Source organism: Streptococcus xiaochunlingii (genome assembly GCF_006385805.1).
GTDB classification, from domain to species: domain Bacteria; phylum Bacillota; class Bacilli; order Lactobacillales; family Streptococcaceae; genus Streptococcus; species Streptococcus xiaochunlingii.
This window is the reverse complement of the sequence record NZ_VFSG01000001.1, coordinates 1038723-1060601: the sequence shown is the minus strand read 5'-3', so window position 1 is coordinate 1060601 and position 21879 is coordinate 1038723. Positions and strand designations below refer to the sequence as shown.

Sequence of the window (21879 nt, the reverse complement as noted above, 5' to 3'; positions counted from 1 at the left end):
ATGGTTATCGGGTTTCCTGAAAGGGAATTGCAATTCATGGAAAAATAGGAGAATCATATGGAAACAATGAAAGCTGCCCGCTGGCATGGTAAGAAGGACGTTCGTATCGAAGAAGTAGAAGTCCCTAAAGTACAACCTCATCAAGTAAAGGTTGCGGTCAAATTCACAGGAATCTGTGGGACAGACTTGCATGAATACTTGGATGGACCAATTTTCATTCCAACAGAAGAGCATGTTTATTCTGGTCAAAAAGCACCCGTTACCCTCGGTCACGAGTTTGCTGGAGAAATTGTTGAGGTTGGAAGCGATGTGACTCGGGTCAAAGTCGGTGATCGTGTGACAATTGAGCCAATTTTGGCAAAACACAACTTAATTGGTGACTATAACCTTGATCCAAACTTGAACTTCGTCGGCCTTGCGGCAGATGGTGGGTTTGCTAAATACTGTGTCCTAGATGGAGATTTAGTCCATGTGATTCCAGATAGCTTGAGCTATGAGCAAGCAGCGCTTACAGAACCTGCTGCTGTAGCCGTTTATGCAGTTCGTCAATCTGCTATTAAGGCAGGAGATACAGCTGTTATCTTTGGTTTGGGGCCTATTGGTCTCTTGATCGTGGAAGCCCTTCGTGCGGCTGGTGCTTCAAAAATCTATGCGGTTGAATTGTCTGCAGAACGTCAAGCCAAAGCAGAAGAGTTGGGTGCCATTGTTGTTCGTCCAGAAGAAGGTGAATCAATCGTTGAAGCCATTCATCGTTTGACGGATGGTGGAGCGGATGTGTCTTATGAAGTAACAGGGGTTCCTGTTGTTCTTGGACAAGCTTTGGCAGCTGTCCATAAGGCTGGTGAATGTATGGTTGTTTCTATTTGGGAACGCGAAGCGAGCATCAATCCAAATGAATTCGCCATTCAAGAAAAGACCCTTAAAGGGATTATCGCTTATCGCCACATCTTCCCTAAAGTATTGGAATTGATGGAACAAGGCTACTTCTCTGCTGAAAAATTGGTTACCAAGAAAATCAAATTGGAAAACATTGTTCAAGATGGCTTTATCGAATTAACGCAAGATAAATCTCAAATCAAGATTTTGGTTGAGCCGTAAATTAGTATATTTTATGAATAAAACCAGTCCATTTGGACTGGTTTTTATGTTACAATTAGGATGTAAATAATATTTGTGGAGGCAACATGTCTACATCTTTCAAAGGAACCTTGATGACTGTGATTGCTGGAATTGCTTGGGGGCTTTCTGGTGTTAGCGGGCAATATTTGATGGCACATGGTTTTTCAGCTATAGGGTTAACTAATTTTCGTCTACTTTTTTCAGGCATTGTCCTTATTATATTATCTTACGTAGCGGATAAAGAGAAGGTATTAGCCTTTGCTAAAGATAAATCTTCCTACCTTCCCCTTCTCGTTTTTTCATTTTTAGGATTGTTACTAACTCAATTGACCTATTTAGAGGCGATTGCAGAAACCAATGCTGGGACTGCCACCGTTTTGCAGTATCTCTGTCCAGTGGGGATTTTATCCTATACCTGTATCAAGGATAGAGTAGCTCCTACTCTTGCGGAAGTAGCTTCCATGCTGTTAGCGATTGGTGGCACATTCTTAATTGCAACACACGGTCAAGTCAACCAACTGGCCATTAATCCAAAAGGTCTGGCTTGGGGAGTGGTTTCAGCCTTTGCTTATGCTCTGTATATTGTCCTTCCTCTTAATTTAATTAAAAAATGGGGAAGTATGCTGGTGATTGGAGTTGGGATGGTCATTCCAGGAATTCTGATGATTCCTTTTAGTGGTCTTCTTTCTTTTTCTGGAAACTACAGACTGGATACCTTGATGGCTTTTTTTGGTTTGGTTGTTATTGGAACGATTTTTGCCTACACAGCCTTTCTTAAAGGGACCTCTTTGGTCGGAGCTGTAAAGGGAAGCTTATTAGCCTCTATTGAGCCAATTTCGGCAGTTTTCTTTGCCTTTATCATTATGAAGGAGCATTTCTTTATGATTGACTTCTTGGGTATGGGCATGATTCTGTTAGCGGTCCTCCTGATCACTCTAAAGGACTTCATTATTCAAAAAGAAAAAGGAATTCTATAAAAAAGATGCTGGGTGTTTTCCCAACATCTTTTTTACATCATTTGCCAGAAATAGTCGATGATATAGGTGAGACCATAAGTGTAGATGACCAGAGTAATCGGTTTACAGAGAATAATAATGGTCATATAGCGCTTAAAGGTCATATTGGTTAATCCAGCTAGCATGCAGAGAAAGTCCGCTGGACTGATGGGCCAGATCATCATGAAGATAAAGAAACGATCAAACCGCTTACCTTCGTTGAGCCAGTTAATATACTTGTCGTAAGTCTTCTGGCTAACCATAGACTGGACAAATTTAGGCCCGTACATTCTTGCGAGGTGGAAGATGATGGCACAGCCAATGACGATGCCGATGTAGTTGTAGATGGTCCCAATGATGTGGCCATAGATAAAGACACCAGCGACAGACGTAAGAGCGCCAGGAATAATAGGCACCACTGTTTGAAGGATCTGAAGAAAGATAAAGAGAGGTGGACCGAAGATACCTGCTTGGAGAATAAAAGCCGACAAGGTTTCCTTGGATTGGAGGATGCCAGCAAAGTAGGCCCAGATACAGAAAGCAAGGGTTGCCAGGGCCCCAATGATGGAGGACCAATTAATGATTTTTTGGAGGAGAGGGGAGACCTCCCTCAATTTTTTTTCTTTTGTTATCATAACTCTTCCGCGTATTTTTTTCTTCTACTATACCACGTTTTTGGAACTTTGTAACGTTTTTGTCTATTTTAGGGAATATCAAAGAGATAGAATGGATCCTCTTACAAAGGGGAGACAACGAAGCAAGTGCAAAATGCGTCTATTTATGCTACAATGAAGAGAATATAAAAAATGGAGAAAAACGTGTCAATCGAAAATTACAAACCAGATTTTGCGGTGGAAGCAGCCTATGATCTCACCGTTGCAGACTTGAAAAAACAAGGCATTAAGGCGGTCCTTGTGGATTTGGATAACACCTTGATTGCTTGGAATAATCCGGATGGTACTCCTGAGATGCGCCAGTGGTTGCACGACCTTCGTGATGGCGGAATTCGGGTTATCGTGGTGTCCAATAATAGCCCCAAACGGGTCAAGCGCGCTGTTGAGAAATTTGATATTGACTATGAAGCTTGGTCGCTCAAGCCCTTTACTTTTGGGATTGATCGGGCCCTTAAACGTTTCCACTATGAGAAAAATGAAGTGGTCATGGTCGGGGATCAACTGATGACGGATATCCGGGCTGCCCATCGTGCAGGCATTCGCTCGATTTTGGTCAAGCCTTTGGTTGAGCATGACTCCATCAAGACCAAGATCAACCGGGCGCGTGAACGCCGTGTCATGAAGCAAATGGCCGAAAAATATGGTCCGATTGTATACAAAAAAGGAATTTAAGAATGGAAGAATTATTCTGTATTGGCTGTGGAGCGCCCATTCAGACAGAAACCAAAGAGGGGATAGGCTATACTCCCCAATCAGCTCTTGAAAAGGGCTTGGAAATAGGCGAAGTCTATTGCCAACGCTGTTTCCGTCTACGTCACTACAATGAAATCACAGATGTGCATCTGACAGATGATGATTTCCTAAAACTCCTTCACGAAGTAGGAGATAGTGATGCTCTCGTGGTCAATGTAGTCGATATTTTTGACTTTAATGGCTCTGTCATTCCTGGCTTACCGCGCTTTGTAGCAGGTAATGATGTCCTCTTGGTCGGAAATAAAAAAGACATCTTGCCCAAGTCTGTCAAGGATAGCAAAGTGACGCATTGGTTGATGGAGCGGGCCCACGAAGAAGGCATGCGTCCTGTCGATGTGGTCCTCACCTCTGCCCAAAACAAGAGTGCCATCAAGGATTTGATGGAAAAGATTGAACAGTACCGTAAGGGTCGTGATGTCTATGTGGTGGGGGTAACCAATGTAGGGAAATCGACCCTCATCAATGCGATTATCCAGGAAATCACTGGTGACAAGGATATCATCACGACCTCTCGCTTCCCAGGAACGACACTGGACAAGATTGAAATCCCATTGGACGATGGATCCTACATCTACGATACACCGGGGATTATTCATCGCCACCAGATGGCTCACTACTTGACTGCGAAAAACCTCAAGTATGTCAGCCCTAAAAAGGAAATCAAACCCAAGACTTATCAGCTCAATCCAGAGCAGACTCTCTTCTTGGGTGGCTTGGGACGCTTTGACTTTATCAAGGGGGAAAAGCAAGGTTTTACTGCCTTCTTTGATAACGAACTCAAGCTTCATCGAACCAAGCTAGAAGGAGCGACCGCTTTTTATGACAAGCATGTTGGTGGCTTGCTAACTCCACCTAATAGCAAAGAAAAAGAAGAGTTCCCACCCTTGGTTTCTCATGAGTTTACCATCAAGGACAAGACAGACCTCGTCATCTCTGGACTCGGCTGGATCCGCGTCAATGGGGAAGCCAAAGTAGCCGTCTGGGCACCAGAAGGCGTTGCCGTCGTCACCCGCAAAGCTATTATTTAAAAAAACAGGAAAAAATATATCTAAAGAGCGAACAAAGTGAGCTCATAAAGAGATCGTTATTGCCGTGGTGTAGTTGCCAATCGTGAGATTGGCAAGGGCAAAATGGAGACCAAGGCTCCATTTTGAGGTGAGGAAATCCATTTTTCAAAGATGAGATCTTTGAAAAATTAGTTCCGGCCGTCCCCACCACTTAAAATAACGATCAAAAAAAAGGAAGTAAAAATATGACATTAACATCTAAACAACGGGCTTTCCTCAACAGCCAAGCCCACAGCCTCAAACCCATTATCCAAATCGGGAAAAACGGGCTCAATGACCAAATCAAAACCAGTGTGCGCCAAGCGCTAGATGCACGCGAACTGATCAAGGTGACCCTTCTTCAAAATACGGATGAGAATATCCATGAAGTAGCGGAAATCTTAGAAGAAGAAATCGGTGTGGATACAGTTCAAAAAATTGGACGCATCCTCATCTTATACAAACAATCAAGCAAAAAAGAAAACCGGAAGATTTCAGTCAAAGTAAAAGAAATCTAAGAGACACAGGAGAGCAGGTATATGGCCATTGAACTATTAACCCCCTTTACCAAGGTGGAGTTAGAGCCAGAGATCAAAGATAAGAAACGCAAACAAGTGGGAATCCTCGGAGGGAATTTTAATCCCGTCCATAATGCCCATCTTGTAGTTGCAGATCAAGTCCGCCAGCAACTAGGCTTGGATAAGGTCCTTCTCATGCCAGAATATGAGCCTCCGCATGTGGATAAAAAAGAAACCATTGATGAAGGCCATCGCTTGAAAATGCTGGAACTAGCCATTGAGGGCATTGAAGGTCTGGAAATCGAGACGATTGAGCTAGAGCGTAAAGGGATTTCCTATACCTACGATACGATGAAGTTGCTCAATGAGCGAGACCCAGATACAGACTATTACTTCATCATTGGAGCGGATATGGTAGACTACCTGCCAAAATGGTATCGGATTGACGAATTAGTGGAGATGGTGCAGTTTGTCGGTGTTCAACGTCCCCGTTACAAGGCAGGAACCTCCTATCCTGTGATTTGGGTTGATGTTCCTCTTATGGACATCTCTTCTAGCATGGTGCGAGAGTTTATCGCCCAAGGTCGGACGCCGAATTTTATGTTGCCAAAGCCAGTCTTGGACTACATCAAGAAAGAAGGTTTGTATCAATGACCTATGAAAACTATCTCGGCTTTTCTCGTGAAGTCTTGCTTGAAAAAATGGGTCAAATCTTGCCAGAAAAACGCCTAACCCACTGTTTAGGGGTTGAGAAAGCTGCGAGTGACTTGGCCAAACGCTATGAAGCAGATGAAGAACAGGCTGGACTAGCAGGTCTCTTGCATGACTATGCCAAGAAATTATCGGATCAGGAATTTCTAGACTTGATTGATCGCTATAGTCTTGATCCAGAATTAAAAAACTGGGGCAATAACGTCTGGCATGGAATGGTCGGCATTTATAAGATTCAGGAAGATCTCGGACTGATAGATCCAGCCATTCTTCGTAGTATTGAGATTCACACCGTGGGGAGTGGACAGATGTCAACCTTAGATAAGATTGTCTATGTGGCAGATTATATTGAACACAACCGGGCCTTTCCGGGGGTAGAGCAAGCACGTGACATCGCCCAAGTCTCCTTGGATCGTGCCGTGGCCTATGAGACGGCTCGCACAGTCGAACACCTGGCCCACCAAGGATTGCCCATTTATCCCCAAACCCTTGAAACCTATAACGCATTTGTGAAGTATTTGAAAGAGGAGCAGTAAGTGAAGACAGCTTTTATCATTATTGATGTACAAAATATCTTAGTGGAATCAGGTTTTGAGACAGAAAAGCTCCTAGAGAAGATTGCTTATTTGCAAGATCAGGCTAGAAAACAGCAGATTGAAATCATCTACATTCAGCATATTGAAACGCCAGAGGCTTTAACTTCGGAAGATTGGCAATTGTCTCCTCTGTTGAAAAGACAGGAGAATGAAAAGGTATTTCAGAAGCGATACAATAGCATGTTTAAGGAGACAGGATTAAAAGAATACTTGGATCAACAAGGAATTCAACAACTGGTCCTGTGTGGCATGCAGACAGAATATTGTGTCGATACATCCGTCAAAGTGGGGTTTGAATACGGCTATAAGTTGGTTGTTCCAGAAGGAGCTGTCACAACCTTTGATGGAGAGGATATTCCGGCAGAAACGCTTAATGAATTTTATGAAAATATTTGGGCAGGACGTTTTGCGGATGTCTTAGATTACAAATCAATTTTTTAAGGAAAGAGGATTATATGAAAGAAAAAGAACTACTTGAACTTGTTGTTAAAGCTGCCGATGAAAAGCGCGCGGAAGACATTGTGGCTTTGGATGTTCAAAGCTTGACCAGCGTGACAGATTACTTTGTCATCGCAAGCTCTATGAATAGCCGTCAGTTGGAAGCTATCGCAGAGAATATTCGTGAGAAAGTCGTTGAAGCTGGTGGCAATGCCAGTCACGTCGAAGGTGACTCAGCTGGAGGTTGGGTCCTTCTTGACTTAGGTGGTGTAGTAGTCCATGTCTTCTCAGAAGAAATGCGTACCCACTATAACCTAGAAAAGCTATGGCACGAAGCAAGTGTTGTCGATCTTTCAGCAGCCCTAGCATAAGCAGGTAAACTCAGTTGGTATCAACTGAGTTTTGTTGGTTAAATTGAAATTCTATGGAAAGAAAGGATGGAGCCTTGTGCTTGGTTAGGTTTCTAACTGAACACGAGCTAAAAGCTTTAAGAAAGAGAAAAATTTTCTCTTTGCTTTTAACGCTCTTTGTATCTTGATTTATGGCGACTTATGAAACGTTTGCGGCGGTCTATGATGCGGTCATGGATGACAGTCTGTATGATTTGTGGACGGATTTTTCTCTCCGGCACCTTCCTAAAAGCAAGGATCGGAAAAAATTACTGGAATTGGCTTGTGGGACAGGGATTCAATCTGTTCGCTTTTCTCAAGCTGGGTTTGATGTGACAGGATTAGACCTGAGTGCTGACATGCTGAAAATTGCTGAAAAAAGAGCTGCTTCAGCCAAACAGAAGATTGATTTTATCGAGGGAAATATGCTGGACCTGTCGCAAGCAGGCACTTATGATTTCGTGACCTGCTACTCGGATTCTATCTGCTATATGCAGGACGAGGTAGAAGTAGGGGATGTCTTCAGAGAAGTCTATAATGCCCTCAATGAGGACGGAGTCTTTATCTTTGATGTCCATTCGACCTACCAGACAGATGAGGTCTTCCCAGGCTATTCTTACCACGAAAATGCGGAAGATTTTGCAATGCTCTGGGATACCTATGAGGATGAAGCCCCCCACTCCATCGTCCATGAGCTGACCTTTTTTGTCCAAGAAGAAGATGGCTCCTTTAGTCGGCTCGATGAAGTTCATGAGGAACGCACCTATGAAGTTTTAACCTATGACATCTTATTGGAGCAGGCTGGCTTTAAATCTTTCAAATTGTACGCAGACTTTGAAGATAAGGAGCCAACAAAGACCAGCAAACGTTGGTTCTTCGTAGCGCAGAAGTAGGACGGCATGATAGTTACAGGTATTATTGCTGAATTTAATCCCTTTCACAATGGACACAAGTACCTGCTGGAACAGGCAGAAGGGGTGAAAATCGTCGCCATGTCTGGAAATTTTGTTCAACGTGGCGAGCCTGCCATTGTAGACAAGTGGACACGGGCTCAGATGGCTTTGGAAAATGGAGCGGATCTGGTGGTCGAGCTCCCCTTTCTCGTGGCTGTTCAGTCTGCTGATCATTTTGCCAAGGGAGCGGTAGAGATTTTGTCCCGTCTGGGAATCGACCATTTGACCTTTGGGACAGAAGAAGTCTTGGATTACCAAGCAATTGCGACAGTTTACTCGGAGAAATCATCGGAAATGGAAGCTTTCCTGCGAAGCCTTCCTGATGATTTATCCTATCCACAAAAGACCCAAAAAATGTGGGAAACCTTTGCCGGAGTGGAGTTCACAGGAGATACTCCTAACCATATTCTGGGCTTGGCCTATGCCAAGGCCTGTGCTGGGAAGGGGATTGCGCTCAAGCCTATTCAACGCCAGGGAGCAGGCTACCATTCAGAAGAAAAAGAAGGGGACTATGCTTCTGCGACTAGTCTACGCCTGCACAAGGAAGATCAGGACTTTGTCGCTAAATTCATGCCCAATAGCCAGCTCTTTCAGTCGGCTCCGCAGGTGTCTTGGGAGGATTATGACCAACTGCTCCGTTATCAAATCCTAACCCATCCGGATTTGACACAGATTTTTCAAGTCAATGAAGAACTGGCCAATCGGATAAAAGATGCGGTTCGAAGTGCTAGTTCTGTGGAAGACCTGGTGGAGAAAGTCGCAACCAAGCGCTATACCAAGGCGCGCGTGCGCCGCATTTTGACCTACATCTTGGTAGGGGTGATGGATCAAGCTCTTCCCGATGCCATTCATGTCTTAGGATTTTCCGCAAAGGGACAAGCCCACCTCAAAGGCTTGAAAAAATCAGTAGAAATCGTGACCCGAATCGGTAAGGAACCTTGGGATGCTTTGAGCCAGCAAGCGGATCAGGTGTATCAGCTAGGTCACCCCCAATTGCCTGAACAAATCTGGGGCCGGGTGCCAGTGAGAGTGGAAGAATAGAAAGTTTCACGTAAATTTTTTCTGCCCACATTCACGTAAGGCAAGAACGTTATGATGCACGAAAATAGTGTTTATCCATTGACTAAAAATTTTTTTAGACAATGGATTTTTTTGTTTTTGCCAAATTTAAAATTTTTTTCGAATAATTAGGTAGAGAGGGAAAAACTTGTACAAGTTCCTGACAAGTTTTTCTTTTTCATGTATAATAATAGAAAAGAGGTAGAATGAGGTATGGTCATGAAAGCAGTCGTTTATTCAACATTCCGCAATCATTTGAAGGATTATATGAAGAAGGTGAACGATGAGTTTGAGCCTTTGACAGTCGTGAATAAGAATCCTGATGAAGATATTGTGGTCATCTCTAAGAGCGAGTGGGACAGCCTACAAGAAACCCTGAGACTAGCTCATAACAAGGACTTGTCAGATAAGGTCTTGCGGGGTATGGCAGAAGTCCGAGCTGGTCAGGTTCAACTCCATGAGATTGAGGGGTAACGGATGTTACTCAAATTTACAGAAGAGGCCTGGAAGGATTATTGTTACTGGCAAAGTCAGGACAAAAAAACACTGAAGCGGATTAATAGCCTTATTAAAGAGATCCAAAGGGATCTATTTACTGGGATTGGTAAGCCTGAGCCCTTGAAATATGACTTTCAAGGAGCATGGTCAAGACGGATTGATGCAGAGAATCGCCTGATTTATATGCTAGATGAGTCAGGTGTCGCTTTTCTCTCTTTTAAAGACCATTACTAAGTTTCTAAAAGAGAGTCTTTTTTATAGTTAGACTAGCTATTTAAAGTTTCCAACTCATAGAAAATTCGCATGAATTCCCCCGTTAAAAATAGAAAAATCTAGTCTAATGTGGACGATTTGTGATATAATGTTAAAGATTGAAAATAATATGAATCAAACACAAGGAGAATCCTCATGGGACGTAAATGGGCCAATATTGTAGCCAAGAAAACTGCCAAAGATGGCGCTAACTCAAAAGTATATGCGAAATTCGGAGTAGAAATCTATGTAGCCGCTAAAAAAGGTGAGCCAGATCCAGAATTGAATACTGCTTTGAAATTCGTTATCGACCGTGCCAAACAAGCGCAAGTGCCAAAACACGTAATTGATAAAGCGATCGATAAGGCAAAAGGAAACACAGACGAAACCTTTACAGAAGGACGTTACGAAGGATTTGGGCCAAATGGTTCCATGTTGATCGTTGATACCTTGACTTCAAATGTTAACCGTACAGCGGCCAATGTGCGTGCTGCCTTTGGTAAAAACGGCGGGAACATGGGAGCTTCTGGTTCTGTATCTTACCTCTTTGACAACAAGGGGGTCATCGTCTTTGCAGGTGATGATGCGGATGCCATCTTTGAGCTTTTGTTGGAAGCAGATGTGGATGTAGATGATGTTGAAGCAGAAGAAGGAACAATCACTGTTTACACTGCTCCAACTGACCTTCACAAGGCGATCGTTGCTTTGCGTGAATCTGGTATCGAAGAATTCCAAGTAACCGAATTGGAAATGATTCCTCAATCAGAAGTTGAGTTGTCAGGTGAAGATTTGGAAACATTTGAAAAACTTTACAGCGTTCTTGAAGATGATGAGGACGTGCAAAAGATCTACACTAACGTAGATGGATTCTAATAGAAATAGACCTTTGAAGATAATTTCTTCAAAGGTTTTTTTCTTTAGGTTTGCATTTTTAGGAAGGAAGGCAGAGGTCCAAAAAATAATGATATAGTTCCTGGCTATAACTGAGAGAAAAAAATAGGAATTAGACGAATAGGGGAGGCAGTGATAGAATAGAACTATGCTAGAAAGGGGACGAGAAATGGTATCATTTTCCTATGAACATCTAGTGCCCGTTCGGCATTATGTGCATCAGCATCCAGAGTTGTCTGGACAAGAATACCAAACCACAGCTTATCTCAAAGCCTATTTGGAAAAGCTAGGTGTACGCATTTTAAACAGTGGATTAAAAACTGGTCTGATTGCTGAAATCGGAAGCGGCAAACCGGTTATTGCCCTGCGCGCAGATATTGATGCCCTCCCGATTCAGGAGAACACGGATCTCGATTACCAAAGCCAAAACCCTGGTGTCATGCATGCCTGTGGCCATGATTTCCACCAGGTCAGCCTCTTAGGGGCTGCAGAAGTCCTAAAGGGTATGGAGGCTGATTTAAAGGGAACGGTTCGGTTGATCTTTCAGCCGGCTGAAGAGACTTCTGAGGGAGCATCTGCGGTATTAGCAACCGGACTCCTCGAAGATGTCCGAGCCATCCTTGGATTTCACAACATGCCGTCATTGCCTGCGGGTCAGTTGGCCCTGCGTCCAGGCGCCATGATGGCAGGAGTTGAAAAGTTTAAGGTGACTGTCACTGGAGTGAGCAGTCATGCGGCTCGACCGGATCTCGGTTTGGATACTGTTGTAGCGATTACTAGTATGGTCCAGCAGTTGCAGACCTTGGTCTCTCGTACGGTTTCGCCATTTGAGACAGCTGTCCTATCGGTGACCCATATCGAAGCTGGTTCAACCTGGAATGTTCTTCCCAAGTCGGGTTACTTTGAAGGAACCATTCGAACCTTTAATCCGGATCTCCAGAAACGTCTCAAGGCGGATTTCATTCGCGTGATCGAACAGATCTCTAACAGTACCGGAGTCATGGTCCAATTTGATTGGGGCAAGACACCACCGGTTACCTATAATGATAAGGTCTTGGCTAAAAAAGTCTTTCGCTGGTCCAAGTCTTTCGCAGAAGTTGTGGAGGCTCAGCCGTCGACAGCGGGTGAAGATTTTGCCTTCTATCAAGAGAAGATCCCGGGAGTCTTTGCTTTTATAGGATCCAATGGTGCAGCGGATGCACCGGATCTTCACCATGATAGCATGGTCATAGATGACGCGGCTTTTGCGGTATCGGTTCCATATTACGTTGAAAATGCCCTCGCTTTGCTGGAAAAATTCTCAACCAAATGAGAGGTGATAGATAAAACCTATCACCTCTATAAAGAAAATATAATACCCAAGAGTTAGGAATTTTGATATGATGGAAAAAGCTGTTTTTTTACAGAGGAATAAACAATTTTAGTGAAAAAGGAGAACAAATGAAATTGAATAAATTCATCAAATATGTTGCTTTGAGCCTTGTGGGCTTAGCTGCAGTTGGGACTTTGGTTGCCTGCTCATCCAAGTCATCAAGTAAATCAAGCGGAAAACGGACCATTGAAGTCGCAACAGTTGGGACAACCAAACCCTTCACCTATGATAAGGATGGGGAATTGACTGGTTACGAAATCGAAGTCATGCGTGAAATCTTCAAAGGATCAGATAAGTATGAAGTCAACTTTAATAAGACAGAGTGGTCTTCTATCTTTGCTGGTTTAGACGGAGATCGTTACCAAATCGGTGTCAGCAACCTTAGCTACGATAAAAAACGTGCGGAGAAATACTTGTACCCAAATCCTTACGCTAAGAACCCAGTGGTCTTAGTAGTCCGTAAAGATTCAGGCATCAAATCACTAGACGATATCGGTGGCAAGTCTACAGAAGTCATCCAAGGAACTTCTACAGCGAAACAATTGGAAGCCTATAATGAAGAACATAAGGATAATCCAACAGAGCTCAAATATACAGATGGGACCATCCAATCCATTCTGGCTAATTTGAGCGATGGCCGTTCAGATTATAAGATTTTTGAACGTTTGACAGTTGAGGCCTTGATCAAGGACCAAGGCTTGGACAATTTGGAAGTGATTGAACTTCCAAGTGATCAACAACCATACGTATACCCAATCCTTGCCAAAGGTGAGAAAGAATTGGAAACCTTCGTCAACAAACGGATCAAAGAGTTGTACGAAGATGGGACACTGGAAAAATTGTCTAAGAAGTACTTCGGTGGAACTTACCTTCCAGAAGCTTCTGATATTAAATAAGGTTATTTAAAAACATCATAAGGAGAAAAGAATATGAAATTAACAAAACTTTTTGGTGTAGCAGCTCTTGCTACCGTTGCAACCTTTGCCTTAGCAGCATGCGGTTCTTCAAACTCATCAAAATCATCTGATAAAGATGGTGTGACAACTGTTAAAGTTGGAGTGATAAGCTTAAGCGATACCGAAGAAGCACGTTGGAAAGAAGTGCAAAAGAACTTAGATGATGCAAAAGCAAACATCAAATTGGAATTCACTGAGTTTACAGACTATTCTCAACCAAACCAAGCTGTTCGTGATGGGGATGTGGATATCAACGCTTTCCAACATTACAACTACCTTGAAAACTGGAACAAAGAAAACAGTGCAGACCTAGTTTCTGTAGCAGATACTTATATTGCGCCAATCCGTCTTTACTCTGGTACAAAAGATGGAAAGAACAAATACACAGATGTGAAAGACATTCCTGAAAAAGGTACCATTGCAGTACCAAACGACCCAACAAACGAAAGCCGTGCTTTGTATGTATTGGAATCAGCTGGTTTGATCAAGTTGGATACAAAAGATGGGGAATTGGCTACCATCAGCAACATCAAAGACAATCCAAAGAACTTGACAATTTCTGAGTTGGACGCTTCTCAAACAGCTTCTTCACTTCCATCAGTTGATGCAGCAATCATCAATAACACCTTTGTTCGTGAAGCAGGTATTGATTACAAGAAAGCTCTCTTTGTAGAAAAAGCAAACAGCAACTCTAAACAATGGTACAACTTGATTGCAGCTAAGAAAGATTGGAAATCATCTGATAAAGCAAAAGCAATCGAAGCCATTATTAAAGCCTACCATACTGACAACGTGAAGAAAGTCATTGAAGAATCTTCAGACGGTATGGACCAACCAGTTTGGTAATCAAGAGGATGAATAGAGAGGTGGAGAAGGTTTTCTCTACCTCTTATCGTGTATAGTAGGAGGAAATGATGTCCAATCCAAGAGAGACAGAACAAATACGCAAATTTGAAAATGATGAGGTGGCTCAGCATTATTTTGAAGTCCTGAGGACCCTCATCTCCAAGCGGTCTATCTTTGCCCAGCAGATTGGTTTAAAAGAAGTAGCAACCTACCTGGGAGAAATCTTCACAGCTGCGGGGGCTAAGGTAGCTGTGGATGACAGCTACACAGCACCATTTGTCATTGCTAAATTTGTTTCACCTAATCCGGATGCGAAGACCATCATTTTCTACAACCATTACGATACAGTTCCAGCAGATGGTGACCAACCTTGGACGAGTGATCCCTTTACCCTTTCGGTCCATTACGGGACCATGTATGGCCGAGGGGTAGATGACGACAAGGGTCATATTACTGCACGGTTAACGGCTATTCGAAAATATATCCGTGAAAATGGCGACCTTCCGGTTAACATTACCTTCATTATCGAAGGGGCAGAAGAATCTGCCTCAACGGATCTGGACAAGTATCTAGCCAAGCACAAAAAACACTTGCGTGGAGCAGATCTCTTAGTTTGGGAACAAGGGACCCGCAACCAACAAGGAGAACTGGAAATCTCAGGTGGAAACAAGGGGATTGTGACCTTTGACATGGTGGTCAAAAGTGCAGATGTAGATATCCATTCTAGCTATGGTGGAGTGGTGGAATCAGCATCTTGGTATCTGCTCAATGGTTTGTCCAGTCTTCGAGATAAAGACGGTCGCATCCTGGTGGATGGCCTCTATGATTTGATTGAGGAACCTAACGAGCGGGAACTGGCCCTGATTGATCGGTATGCCAATAAAACGGCGGACGATGTGACAGAAATCTACAATCTCCAATTGCCTATCTTAAAAGAGGAACGAAGTGAGTTCTTAAAACGTTTTTATTTTGAGCCAGCTATGAACATTGAAGGCTTGGTAACGGGGTATCAGGGACAAGGAGTCAAGACGATTCTCCCTGCGGAAGCTCGAGCCAAGATGGAAGTTCGATTGGTGCCAGGCTTGGAGCCTGAACAAGTCTTGGAGTTGATCCGTAAACAATTGGATCAGAATGGCTATGAGAAGATTGAACTTGTTTTCACACTAGGGGAAATGAGCTATCGGAGTGATATGAGTGCGCTGTCTATTCTCAATGTGATTGATCTGGCCAAACGCTTTTATCCAGAAGGAGTCTGTGTCCTTCCGACAACTGCAGGTACTGGTCCCATGCATACGGTCTTTGAGGCCTTGCAAGCTCCAATGGCTGCCTTTGGTATCGGAAATGCCAATAGTCGAGATCATGGTGGGGATGAGAATGTGAAAATTGCAGACTACTATACCCATATTGAATTAATTAAGGAGTTAATCACAAGTTATGAGTAAAGAAATTATCAAACTTGACCATATCGATGTTACCTTTCATCAGAAAAAACGTGAAATTGCAGCCGTGAAGGATGTGACCATTCATATCAATGAAGGGGATATTTACGGGATTGTTGGATATTCTGGTGCAGGGAAATCAACTCTTGTACGGGTCATCAATCTCTTGCAAGTACCGTCAGCAGGTACTATCACCGTAGATGGTGATGTCATCTATCAAGATCGGGTGACCTTGAATGCTGCGGCTTTACGTCAAAAACGCCGAGACATTGGTATGATTTCCCAACACTTCAATCTAATGGCCCAAATGACTGCAGCTGAAAATGTGGCTTTCGCCCTCAAACATTCAAATTTGTCTAAAGAGCAAAAGGCTGAAAAAGTAGCCAAGTTGTTGGAACTAGTGGGACTATCAGATCGGGCGGACAACTATCCTGCTCAATTGTCAGGTGGACAAAAACAACGAGTGGCGATTGCGCGTGCGCTCGCCAACGATCCAAAGATTTTGATTTCTGACGAATCAACATCTGCCCTAGATCCAAAAACGACCAAACAAATCCTTGCTCTTCTACAAGAGCTGAATCAGAAGTTGGGCTTGACAGTAGTCTTGATTACCCACGAAATGCAAATTGTCAAAGACATTGCCAATCGGGTTGCGGTCATGCAAAATGGTGAATTGATTGAAGAAGGTTCTGTTTTAGATATCTTCTCTAATCCTAAGAATGAATTGACGCAAGACTTCATCACAACAGCAACAGGAATCGATGAAGCTATGGTGAAAATCAACCAGCAACAAATTGTTCAGAAATTGCCAGCGGATTCTGTTTTAGCTCATTTGAAATATTCTGGTTCGGTGACAGACACGGCGATTATCAACGATATTTATAAACAGTACCAAGTGTCTGCAAATATTCTACACGGGAATATTGAAATTTTGGATCATACCCCTGTTGGAGAGTTGGTTGTTATCCTGACTGGAGAAGCAGCGAATCTATCTGCTGCCCAACGGGATTTACAAGCGGCAGGTGTTTCTGTTCGTGTCTTAAAAGAAGGGAGTAATGCATGATTGACTTTATTCAAACCTATCTACCAAATGTTTACCGGATGGGCTGGAGTGGCCAAGCTGGATGGGGAACAGCAATTTATCTGACCCTTTACATGACCTTTATCTCTTTTGTGATTGGTGGTTTGTTGGGACTCATTGCAGGATTATTATTAGTCTTGACAGCACCAGGCGGGATTATCGAGAATAAATTGGTTTTCCATATCTTGGATAAAATCACTTCCATCTTCCGTGCGATTCCATTTATCATCTTGCTAGCCTTGATCAATCCCTTCACTCGTATGATTGTCGGAACTGGGATCGGTCCTACAGCAGCCTTAGTTCCCCTATCCTTAGCCGTCTTTCCTTTCTTTGCCCGCCAAGTTCAAGTCGTTTTATCTGAGCTTGACCGAGGTGTGATTGAAGCAGCACAGGCAAGTGGAGCGACCTTCTGGGATATTGTAGGTGTCTATCTTCGTGAAGGTCTTCCAGATTTGATTCGTGTCACAACTGTTACTCTTATTTCCTTGGTTGGTGAAACAGCCATGGCGGGTGCGATTGGAGCCGGTGGTCTCGGAAACGTGGCTATTTCCTATGGTTACCAACGCTTTAATAATGATGTCACCTTGCTAGCAACCTTCTTGATTCTGCTTTTGATCTTCTTTATTCAGTTTATCGGTGATTTCTTGACCAAGAAAATTAGTCACCGGTAAGGATGGGTGAAGTATATGAACATGATACAGAAACATCAATTTAAGCAGGTTGCAGCCTTTGCAGGCTTGTATTTTCTTGCCATTGGATTAGGTGTCCTACTTGGAAGTCTGGTTGACCATCGAGGGAATATGTTTTATGCTCCAGCCTTCTCTGCCCTAGTTGGTGGAGGGATCTATCGCGTCTATGTTGGGAAAATTCAACGGACAGGAGCTATTCTAATAGTTGCTCTTGTGATTGGTGCTTTTTTCCTTTTCACTCGTCATGGAGCTGGAGCCTTTCTTCCTGCTCTTGTTGGGGGGCTTTTGGCCGAATTGGTCGCAGGCCGTGGCCACTACCAGTCGAAGTTAGGCAATGCGGTGTCTTTCCTCCTCTTTTCCTTTACGACGACAGGGCCTATCCTTATGATGTGGTTCCAACCAGCTAGTTACCGTGCTTCTTTACTAGCCCGTGGGAAATCGATGGATTATATTGAACGCGTTATGGTACCGTCAAATATGGAGACGGTGAGCTGGTTTTTACTGACCCTTCTTCTTGGAGCTCTACTAGGTTATCTTCTGGGACAATTGGTCTATCAAAAGCTAGATAGAAAATGATATGATGGAGAAGAAATATGCACAATAATTTACTAGTCCTTCAGTCAGACTTCGGTCTGGTAGATGGGGCTGTCTCTGCTATGATCGGGGTTGCTTTAGAGGAATCACCCACCCTTAAGATTCACCACTTGACCCATGACATTACCCCTTACAATATCTTTGAAGGAAGTTACCGCCTCTTTCAGACGGTAGACTACTGGCCAGAAGGGACAACCTTTGTTTCGGTGGTCGATCCGGGTGTCGGCTCCAAACGAAAGAGCGTCGTAGCTAAAACGGCGAAGAATCAATACATTGTTACTCCAGATAATGGAACCCTCTCTTTCATCAAAAAACATGTAGGGATTGTTGCTATCCGTGAGATTTCAGAGGTGAAGAACCGCCGGGCCAATACAGAGTTTTCTTATACCTTCCATGGGCGTGATGTCTATGCCTATACAGGAGCTAAGTTAGCCAGTGGCCATATCAGCTTTGAGGAAGTGGGACCAGAACTCAGTGTCGAACACATTGTAGAAATCCCTGTGGTTGAAACTGTTATGGAGGACAATCTTGTCAAAGGAGCCGTTGACATCTTGGATGTACGCTTTGGTTCTCTCTGGACTTCGATTACCCGAGAAGAGTTCAATCATTTGGAACCTGAATTTGGGGAACGCTTTGAAGTGACCATCTACAACAATGACATGCTGGTTTACCAAAACCAAGTAACCTACGGCAAGTCTTTCGCCGATGTGCGGATTGGACAGCCGATTTTGTATATCAATTCCCTCTACCGTGTTGGTCTTGCTATCAACCAGGGATCCTTTGCCAAGGCCTATAATGTAGGAGTTGGGGCTTCTTGGCATATCGAAATTAGAAAAATGGAAATTTAATAGGAGATAAAATATGAAACAAAAACAAGCTTTTACAATTAAGGATGTTGTAGCCATCGGGGTTGGAGCGGCCCTCTTTGTGGTCATTGCGATGATCCCAATTCCAGCGCCAGCTCCAAATACCAACATTCAGTTGCAATACGCTCTTCAAGCCCTCTTTAGTGTGATCTTTGGTCCGATTGTTGGTTTCTTAATGGGCTTTATCGGTCATGCCATTAAAGATGCGATGACTTATGGCCTCTGGTGGACTTGGATTATTTCTAGTGGCTTGTTTGGACTCTTTGTTGGTATCTTCCGCAAACAAATCGGTAACCTAAAAGGAGAAGTGACCAAGAAAGAATTGCTCGTCTTTAACGTCGTTCAAATCGTAGCTAATCTTGTCATCTGGGGACTGATTGCACCGGTTGGAGATGTGATGATCTACAAAGAAAGTGCCAACAAGGTCTTCCTACAAGGTGTTGTAGCAGGTTCTGTCAATGCTTTAGTGGTAGCTATTGCAGGTTCACTCCTCTTGATTGCCTATGCTCGTACCCAAACAAAAGACGGAAGTTTGTCTAAAGATTAATCATAACTAAGAAGATAAAGCCTGGGAAACCAGGCTTTTTTTGTGAGAAAAAATATTTTTTACAAAATGTAAGATATATGTTGCAAAATAGAAAATATAGTGTATAATAGAGTTATAAAAACAAGAAAGGAAAAGCATGTGGCGAAAAATCTCAAATTAAAAATGGCCCGGGTCGAGCATGATATGACCCAGGGGGATCTTGCAGATGCCATCGGGGTGACACGCCAGACCATTGGCCTGATTGAGGCGGGGAAGTACAACCCGACCCTCAGCCTCTGCCTTGCTATTTGTAAGACCTTGGATAAGACACTGGATCAACTGTTCTGGGAGTAACAGTTTTAACAATAGAAAGAGGAAACATATGAAACAAAAGAAAGAATCAATTGTAAAAGATGAACGGACCATGTTGCTTGATGGAAAAATTGCAGGGGAACTTGTTCTAGGAATGACCTGCTTTATCGCCTTATCAGCCTTTGTGAAAGCTAGTATCTTGGACTTAGCCCTAGTAGCCTACATGCCCGAACTTATTCTCTTGATTGTCATGGGAGTTTATGCCTTTGTGAGAAGGATCAGCTCAGGGATCGACATTCGAGATATGTTAGAAAAAGATAGCTGGTTCAGCCGCATCGGGGCAGGCGTCTTATTTGCCTTATTTGTGATCGCAACAGATGTGATTGGGAAGCGCGAAACGATGAGCTTTATGTTCAGCCCCAAGTATCTGCTCAAAATCGTTCTTGCCATTTTAGTCTTTGCCCTTTTGACTTATCTGTTAGAGAAACCACTTGCTCTTATCAATCGGAAAAAACAAAAGAAGATCGAGGCAGAGTTAGAGGACTAAGGGGAGAGCTTAAAAAGTTATTTAAGAATTTGTATAAAAGACTGGAATTCCAGGCTTCAGATTGAAGACAAAGTCATATTAAAAACTTTCCTTAGGTGAGTACGGACGTCAGCGAACTTCTTCAAAGTTCCAAGACTAATTATTGAGCCTAAGGTCTCAATAATTCCGAGTGTCTGAAACGTTATTGTTTCAGGCACTTTTCTCACAGCGGAAAGTTTTGGTATTTTTTTGAATCGATTTAAAAATTGGAACTCATTTTTATTTCTTTGCAGAATCGCTTAACTTATCTTACTTTAAAATAGTTTGTCTATATTCTAAAGTCTGGCCCCCAGGCTTTTATTTTTCAGTCAAATAAATTGCATTCGTTTTCTCGGGAGAGTATACTGGTATAGTTGAATGAAAAATTCTGATAATTTAATCTTAGAAAAGAGAATCTTATGGCAAAACCTATTCGTGTTTTACTTTACTATAAATATGTTCCCATCGAAAACGCAGAACAATTTGCGGCTGATCACTTGGCTTTTTGTAAATCAATTGGCCTCAAAGGACGTATCCTAGTTGCTGATGAAGGAATCAACGGAACCGTTTCTGGTGATTACGAAACGACGCAAAAATACATGGACTATGTTCACAGCCTTCCAGGTATGGAAGACCTCTGGTTCAAGATTGATGAGGAAGAAGAGCAAGCTTTCAAGAAGATGTTTGTACGTTATAAGAAAGAGATTGTCCACCTTGGATTAGAGGATGATAACTTCGATAACGACATCAATCCCCTTGAAACGACAGGTGCTTACTTGTCTCCAAAAGAATTTAAAGAAGCCCTCCTAGATGAAGATACAGTTGTCCTTGATACTCGTAACGACTATGAGTACGACCTTGGACACTTCCGTGGTGCTATTCGTCCAGATATCCGCAATTTCCGTGAGTTGCCACAATGGGTCCGTGATAATAAAGAAAAATTCATGGACAAACGTGTCGTAGTTTACTGTACAGGTGGAGTCCGTTGTGAGAAATTCTCAGGCTGGATGGTGCGTGAAGGCTACAAAGATGTCGGTCAATTGCACGGCGGAATTGCAACCTACGGAAAAGATCCAGAAGTTCAAGGAGAACTATGGGATGGGAAAATGTACGTCTTTGACGAGCGAATTGCTGTCGATGTCAACCATGTCGATCCAAGCGTTGTTGGAAAAGACTGGTTTGATGGAACACCATGTGAACGCTATGTCAACTGTGGAAATCCTTTCTGTAACCGTCGCATCTTGACTTCAGAAGAAAACGAAGACAAGTACCTCCGTGGCTGCTCCCATGAGTGTCGTGTTCATCCACGCAATCGCTATGTAGAAGAACACAACTTGTCACAGACAGAAGTTGCTGAACGTTTGGCCGTTATCGGTGAGACGCTTGATGGAACTCTTGCATAAGTTAAAAGCAGCCTTTTGGCTGTTTCAGATTGAAGACAAAGTCTTTTGAAAAACTTCCCTTAGGTGAGTACGGACGTCAGCGAACTTCTACGAAGTTCCATGACTTAGTTTTGAACCTAAGGTTTCAAAACTCCCGAGTGCTTGAACCACTGTGGTTCAAGCACTTTTTCTCACAGCGGAAAGTTTTTCATCTTCTTTAATGACAAAAAAATATAAGTCATGTTTTGAAAGTCATCTAGCTGTTTAATGTAGCACAATAGTTTGTCTACATTCAAAAACAGACTTTCGGCTGTTTTTTCTATGGAAAGTCGTGAAAATTTGTGCTATAATTTGGTAAG

Annotated in this window: 27 protein-coding genes; 26 read left to right on the top strand and 1 reads right to left on the bottom strand. The window is 43.0% G+C overall.

Features of this window, described 5'->3' with window-relative positions; translation table 11 throughout:
* Positions 1-57 precede the first annotated feature (57 nt).
* Positions 58-1098, top strand: coding sequence for a 2,3-butanediol dehydrogenase (locus FJR71_RS05440; protein WP_048691722.1), 1041 nt, complete (start codon positions 58-60; stop codon positions 1096-1098).
* A gap of 86 nt (positions 1099-1184) precedes the next feature.
* Positions 1185-2096 carry a DMT family transporter gene (locus tag FJR71_RS05435; RefSeq protein ID WP_048691720.1) on the top strand — a complete coding sequence of 304 codons (912 nt, stop codon included), beginning with the start codon at positions 1185-1187 and terminating at the stop codon, positions 2094-2096.
* Positions 2097-2128: 32 nt separating this feature from the next.
* Here the strand turns inward: FJR71_RS05435 and FJR71_RS05430 are convergent, their stop codons facing one another.
* Positions 2129-2749, bottom strand: a complete 621-nt coding sequence (locus FJR71_RS05430; RefSeq protein WP_048691717.1) for a TVP38/TMEM64 family protein — start codon at positions 2747-2749, stop codon at positions 2129-2131.
* Positions 2750-2932: 183 nt separating this feature from the next.
* Between FJR71_RS05430 and FJR71_RS05425 the strand changes: the two genes are divergently transcribed.
* The 24 genes from FJR71_RS05425 to trhO all read left to right on the top strand — a co-directional run bounded on the left by FJR71_RS05425 (position 2933) and on the right by trhO (position 21541).
* A complete protein-coding gene (locus tag FJR71_RS05425) occupies positions 2933-3460 on the top strand; it encodes a YqeG family HAD IIIA-type phosphatase (protein ID WP_125329136.1) in 528 nt (175 codons plus the stop codon).
* A 2-nt stretch (positions 3461-3462) separates the two neighbouring features.
* Positions 3463-4569, top strand: coding sequence for a ribosome biogenesis GTPase YqeH (gene yqeH, locus FJR71_RS05420; RefSeq protein WP_048691712.1), 1107 nt, complete (start codon positions 3463-3465; stop codon positions 4567-4569).
* A gap of 224 nt (positions 4570-4793) precedes the next feature.
* Entirely contained in the window at positions 4794-5105 is a 312-nt protein-coding gene (yhbY, locus tag FJR71_RS05415) for a ribosome assembly RNA-binding protein YhbY (protein ID WP_006595720.1), read from the top strand.
* A gap of 21 nt (positions 5106-5126) precedes the next feature.
* Complete coding sequence (locus FJR71_RS05410; protein ID WP_048691710.1) at positions 5127-5759, top strand: nicotinate-nucleotide adenylyltransferase; 633 nt, start codon at positions 5127-5129, stop codon at positions 5757-5759.
* Positions 5756-6352, top strand: coding sequence for a bis(5'-nucleosyl)-tetraphosphatase (symmetrical) YqeK (gene yqeK / locus FJR71_RS05405; RefSeq protein ID WP_140814272.1), 597 nt, complete (start codon positions 5756-5758; stop codon positions 6350-6352). The genes FJR71_RS05410 and yqeK overlap by 4 nt, the downstream gene beginning before the upstream one ends.
* A complete protein-coding gene (locus tag FJR71_RS05400; RefSeq protein ID WP_048691706.1) occupies positions 6353-6853 on the top strand; it encodes a cysteine hydrolase family protein in 501 nt (166 codons plus the stop codon).
* Between the two features lie 14 nt (positions 6854-6867).
* Entirely contained in the window at positions 6868-7221 is a 354-nt protein-coding gene (gene rsfS / locus FJR71_RS05395) for a ribosome silencing factor (RefSeq protein ID WP_048691704.1), read from the top strand.
* Positions 7222-7391: 170 nt separating this feature from the next.
* The gene (locus FJR71_RS05390; RefSeq protein WP_048691701.1) at positions 7392-8132 is read left to right on the top strand and encodes a class I SAM-dependent DNA methyltransferase; all 741 of its coding nucleotides are present in this window, start codon (positions 7392-7394) and stop codon (positions 8130-8132) included.
* A 6-nt stretch (positions 8133-8138) separates the two neighbouring features.
* Positions 8139-9233 (top strand): nucleotidyltransferase, encoded by a 1095-nt coding sequence (locus FJR71_RS05385; RefSeq protein WP_048691699.1) that lies wholly within the window; start codon positions 8139-8141, stop codon positions 9231-9233.
* Positions 9234-9470: 237 nt separating this feature from the next.
* Positions 9471-9725: a type II toxin-antitoxin system Phd/YefM family antitoxin gene (locus tag FJR71_RS05380; RefSeq protein WP_172605103.1), complete on the top strand. Its 255-nt coding sequence runs from the start codon at positions 9471-9473 to the stop codon at positions 9723-9725.
* 3 nt (positions 9726-9728) lie between these two features.
* Positions 9729-9983, top strand: coding sequence for a Txe/YoeB family addiction module toxin (locus FJR71_RS05375; RefSeq protein ID WP_048691696.1), 255 nt, complete (start codon positions 9729-9731; stop codon positions 9981-9983).
* Positions 9984-10157: 174 nt separating this feature from the next.
* A complete protein-coding gene (locus FJR71_RS05370; protein ID WP_006146163.1) occupies positions 10158-10874 on the top strand; it encodes a YebC/PmpR family DNA-binding transcriptional regulator in 717 nt (238 codons plus the stop codon).
* Between the two features lie 187 nt (positions 10875-11061).
* Positions 11062-12204 (top strand): amidohydrolase, encoded by a 1143-nt coding sequence (locus FJR71_RS05365; RefSeq protein ID WP_140814271.1) that lies wholly within the window; start codon positions 11062-11064, stop codon positions 12202-12204.
* A 128-nt stretch (positions 12205-12332) separates the two neighbouring features.
* A complete protein-coding gene (locus tag FJR71_RS05360) occupies positions 12333-13160 on the top strand; it encodes an amino acid ABC transporter substrate-binding protein (protein WP_140814270.1) in 828 nt (275 codons plus the stop codon).
* Between the two features lie 33 nt (positions 13161-13193).
* Complete coding sequence (locus FJR71_RS05355) at positions 13194-14066, top strand: MetQ/NlpA family ABC transporter substrate-binding protein (RefSeq protein WP_140814269.1); 873 nt, start codon at positions 13194-13196, stop codon at positions 14064-14066.
* A gap of 68 nt (positions 14067-14134) precedes the next feature.
* Complete coding sequence (locus tag FJR71_RS05350; protein ID WP_140814268.1) at positions 14135-15508, top strand: M20/M25/M40 family metallo-hydrolase; 1374 nt, start codon at positions 14135-14137, stop codon at positions 15506-15508.
* Entirely contained in the window at positions 15501-16568 is a 1068-nt protein-coding gene (locus FJR71_RS05345) for a methionine ABC transporter ATP-binding protein (protein ID WP_140814267.1), read from the top strand. Before FJR71_RS05350 ends, FJR71_RS05345 begins: the two co-directional genes overlap by 8 nt.
* Positions 16565-17257 (top strand): methionine ABC transporter permease, encoded by a 693-nt coding sequence (locus FJR71_RS05340; RefSeq protein ID WP_006595735.1) that lies wholly within the window; start codon positions 16565-16567, stop codon positions 17255-17257. The genes FJR71_RS05345 and FJR71_RS05340 overlap by 4 nt, the downstream gene beginning before the upstream one ends.
* Positions 17258-17272: 15 nt before the next feature.
* Complete coding sequence (locus FJR71_RS05335; RefSeq protein WP_140814266.1) at positions 17273-17851, top strand: MptD family putative ECF transporter S component; 579 nt, start codon at positions 17273-17275, stop codon at positions 17849-17851.
* 17 nt (positions 17852-17868) lie between these two features.
* Positions 17869-18717: an SAM hydrolase/SAM-dependent halogenase family protein gene (locus FJR71_RS05330; protein WP_061564274.1), complete on the top strand. Its 849-nt coding sequence runs from the start codon at positions 17869-17871 to the stop codon at positions 18715-18717.
* Between the two features lie 13 nt (positions 18718-18730).
* Positions 18731-19282, top strand: coding sequence for an ECF-type riboflavin transporter substrate-binding protein (locus FJR71_RS05325; RefSeq protein WP_140814265.1), 552 nt, complete (start codon positions 18731-18733; stop codon positions 19280-19282).
* 138 nt (positions 19283-19420) lie between these two features.
* Positions 19421-19615 (top strand): helix-turn-helix transcriptional regulator, encoded by a 195-nt coding sequence (locus FJR71_RS05320; protein ID WP_003005328.1) that lies wholly within the window; start codon positions 19421-19423, stop codon positions 19613-19615.
* Between the two features lie 28 nt (positions 19616-19643).
* A complete protein-coding gene (locus FJR71_RS05315) occupies positions 19644-20120 on the top strand; it encodes a DUF6773 family protein (protein WP_140814264.1) in 477 nt (158 codons plus the stop codon).
* Between the two features lie 437 nt (positions 20121-20557).
* Positions 20558-21541 carry an oxygen-dependent tRNA uridine(34) hydroxylase TrhO gene (gene trhO, locus FJR71_RS05310; RefSeq protein WP_140814263.1) on the top strand — a complete coding sequence of 328 codons (984 nt, stop codon included), beginning with the start codon at positions 20558-20560 and terminating at the stop codon, positions 21539-21541.
* Positions 21542-21879 lie beyond the last annotated feature (338 nt).

What these genes read in the sequence shown, in the direction of transcription:
- FJR71_RS05430 (WP_048691717.1), bottom strand. Translation starts at nt 2,749, where the DNA reads ATGATAACAAAAGAAAAAAAATTGAGGGAGGTCTCCCCTCTCCTCCAA.
- yqeK (WP_140814272.1), top strand. Translation starts at nt 5,756, where the DNA reads ATGACCTATGAAAACTATCTCGGCTTTTCTCGTGAAGTCTTGCTTGAA.
- FJR71_RS05390 (WP_048691701.1), top strand. Translation starts at nt 7,392, where the DNA reads ATGGCGACTTATGAAACGTTTGCGGCGGTCTATGATGCGGTCATGGAT.
- FJR71_RS05380 (WP_172605103.1), top strand. Translation starts at nt 9,471, where the DNA reads ATGAAAGCAGTCGTTTATTCAACATTCCGCAATCATTTGAAGGATTAT.
- FJR71_RS05340 (WP_006595735.1), top strand. Translation starts at nt 16,565, where the DNA reads ATGATTGACTTTATTCAAACCTATCTACCAAATGTTTACCGGATGGGC.
- FJR71_RS05385 (WP_048691699.1), top strand. Translation starts at nt 8,139, where the DNA reads ATGATAGTTACAGGTATTATTGCTGAATTTAATCCCTTTCACAATGGA.
- FJR71_RS05440 (WP_048691722.1), top strand. Translation starts at nt 58, where the DNA reads ATGGAAACAATGAAAGCTGCCCGCTGGCATGGTAAGAAGGACGTTCGT.
- yqeH (WP_048691712.1), top strand. Translation starts at nt 3,463, where the DNA reads ATGGAAGAATTATTCTGTATTGGCTGTGGAGCGCCCATTCAGACAGAA.
- FJR71_RS05370 (WP_006146163.1), top strand. Translation starts at nt 10,158, where the DNA reads ATGGGACGTAAATGGGCCAATATTGTAGCCAAGAAAACTGCCAAAGAT.
- FJR71_RS05410 (WP_048691710.1), top strand. Translation starts at nt 5,127, where the DNA reads ATGGCCATTGAACTATTAACCCCCTTTACCAAGGTGGAGTTAGAGCCA.
- rsfS (WP_048691704.1), top strand. Translation starts at nt 6,868, where the DNA reads ATGAAAGAAAAAGAACTACTTGAACTTGTTGTTAAAGCTGCCGATGAA.
- FJR71_RS05325 (WP_140814265.1), top strand. Translation starts at nt 18,731, where the DNA reads ATGAAACAAAAACAAGCTTTTACAATTAAGGATGTTGTAGCCATCGGG.
- FJR71_RS05350 (WP_140814268.1), top strand. Translation starts at nt 14,135, where the DNA reads ATGTCCAATCCAAGAGAGACAGAACAAATACGCAAATTTGAAAATGAT.
- FJR71_RS05360 (WP_140814270.1), top strand. Translation starts at nt 12,333, where the DNA reads ATGAAATTGAATAAATTCATCAAATATGTTGCTTTGAGCCTTGTGGGC.
- FJR71_RS05355 (WP_140814269.1), top strand. Translation starts at nt 13,194, where the DNA reads ATGAAATTAACAAAACTTTTTGGTGTAGCAGCTCTTGCTACCGTTGCA.
- yhbY (WP_006595720.1), top strand. Translation starts at nt 4,794, where the DNA reads ATGACATTAACATCTAAACAACGGGCTTTCCTCAACAGCCAAGCCCAC.
- FJR71_RS05435 (WP_048691720.1), top strand. Translation starts at nt 1,185, where the DNA reads ATGTCTACATCTTTCAAAGGAACCTTGATGACTGTGATTGCTGGAATT.
- FJR71_RS05365 (WP_140814271.1), top strand. Translation starts at nt 11,062, where the DNA reads ATGGTATCATTTTCCTATGAACATCTAGTGCCCGTTCGGCATTATGTG.
- FJR71_RS05330 (WP_061564274.1), top strand. Translation starts at nt 17,869, where the DNA reads ATGCACAATAATTTACTAGTCCTTCAGTCAGACTTCGGTCTGGTAGAT.
- FJR71_RS05375 (WP_048691696.1), top strand. Translation starts at nt 9,729, where the DNA reads ATGTTACTCAAATTTACAGAAGAGGCCTGGAAGGATTATTGTTACTGG.
- FJR71_RS05345 (WP_140814267.1), top strand. Translation starts at nt 15,501, where the DNA reads ATGAGTAAAGAAATTATCAAACTTGACCATATCGATGTTACCTTTCAT.
- FJR71_RS05335 (WP_140814266.1), top strand. Translation starts at nt 17,273, where the DNA reads ATGAACATGATACAGAAACATCAATTTAAGCAGGTTGCAGCCTTTGCA.
- FJR71_RS05315 (WP_140814264.1), top strand. Translation starts at nt 19,644, where the DNA reads ATGAAACAAAAGAAAGAATCAATTGTAAAAGATGAACGGACCATGTTG.
- trhO (WP_140814263.1), top strand. Translation starts at nt 20,558, where the DNA reads ATGGCAAAACCTATTCGTGTTTTACTTTACTATAAATATGTTCCCATC.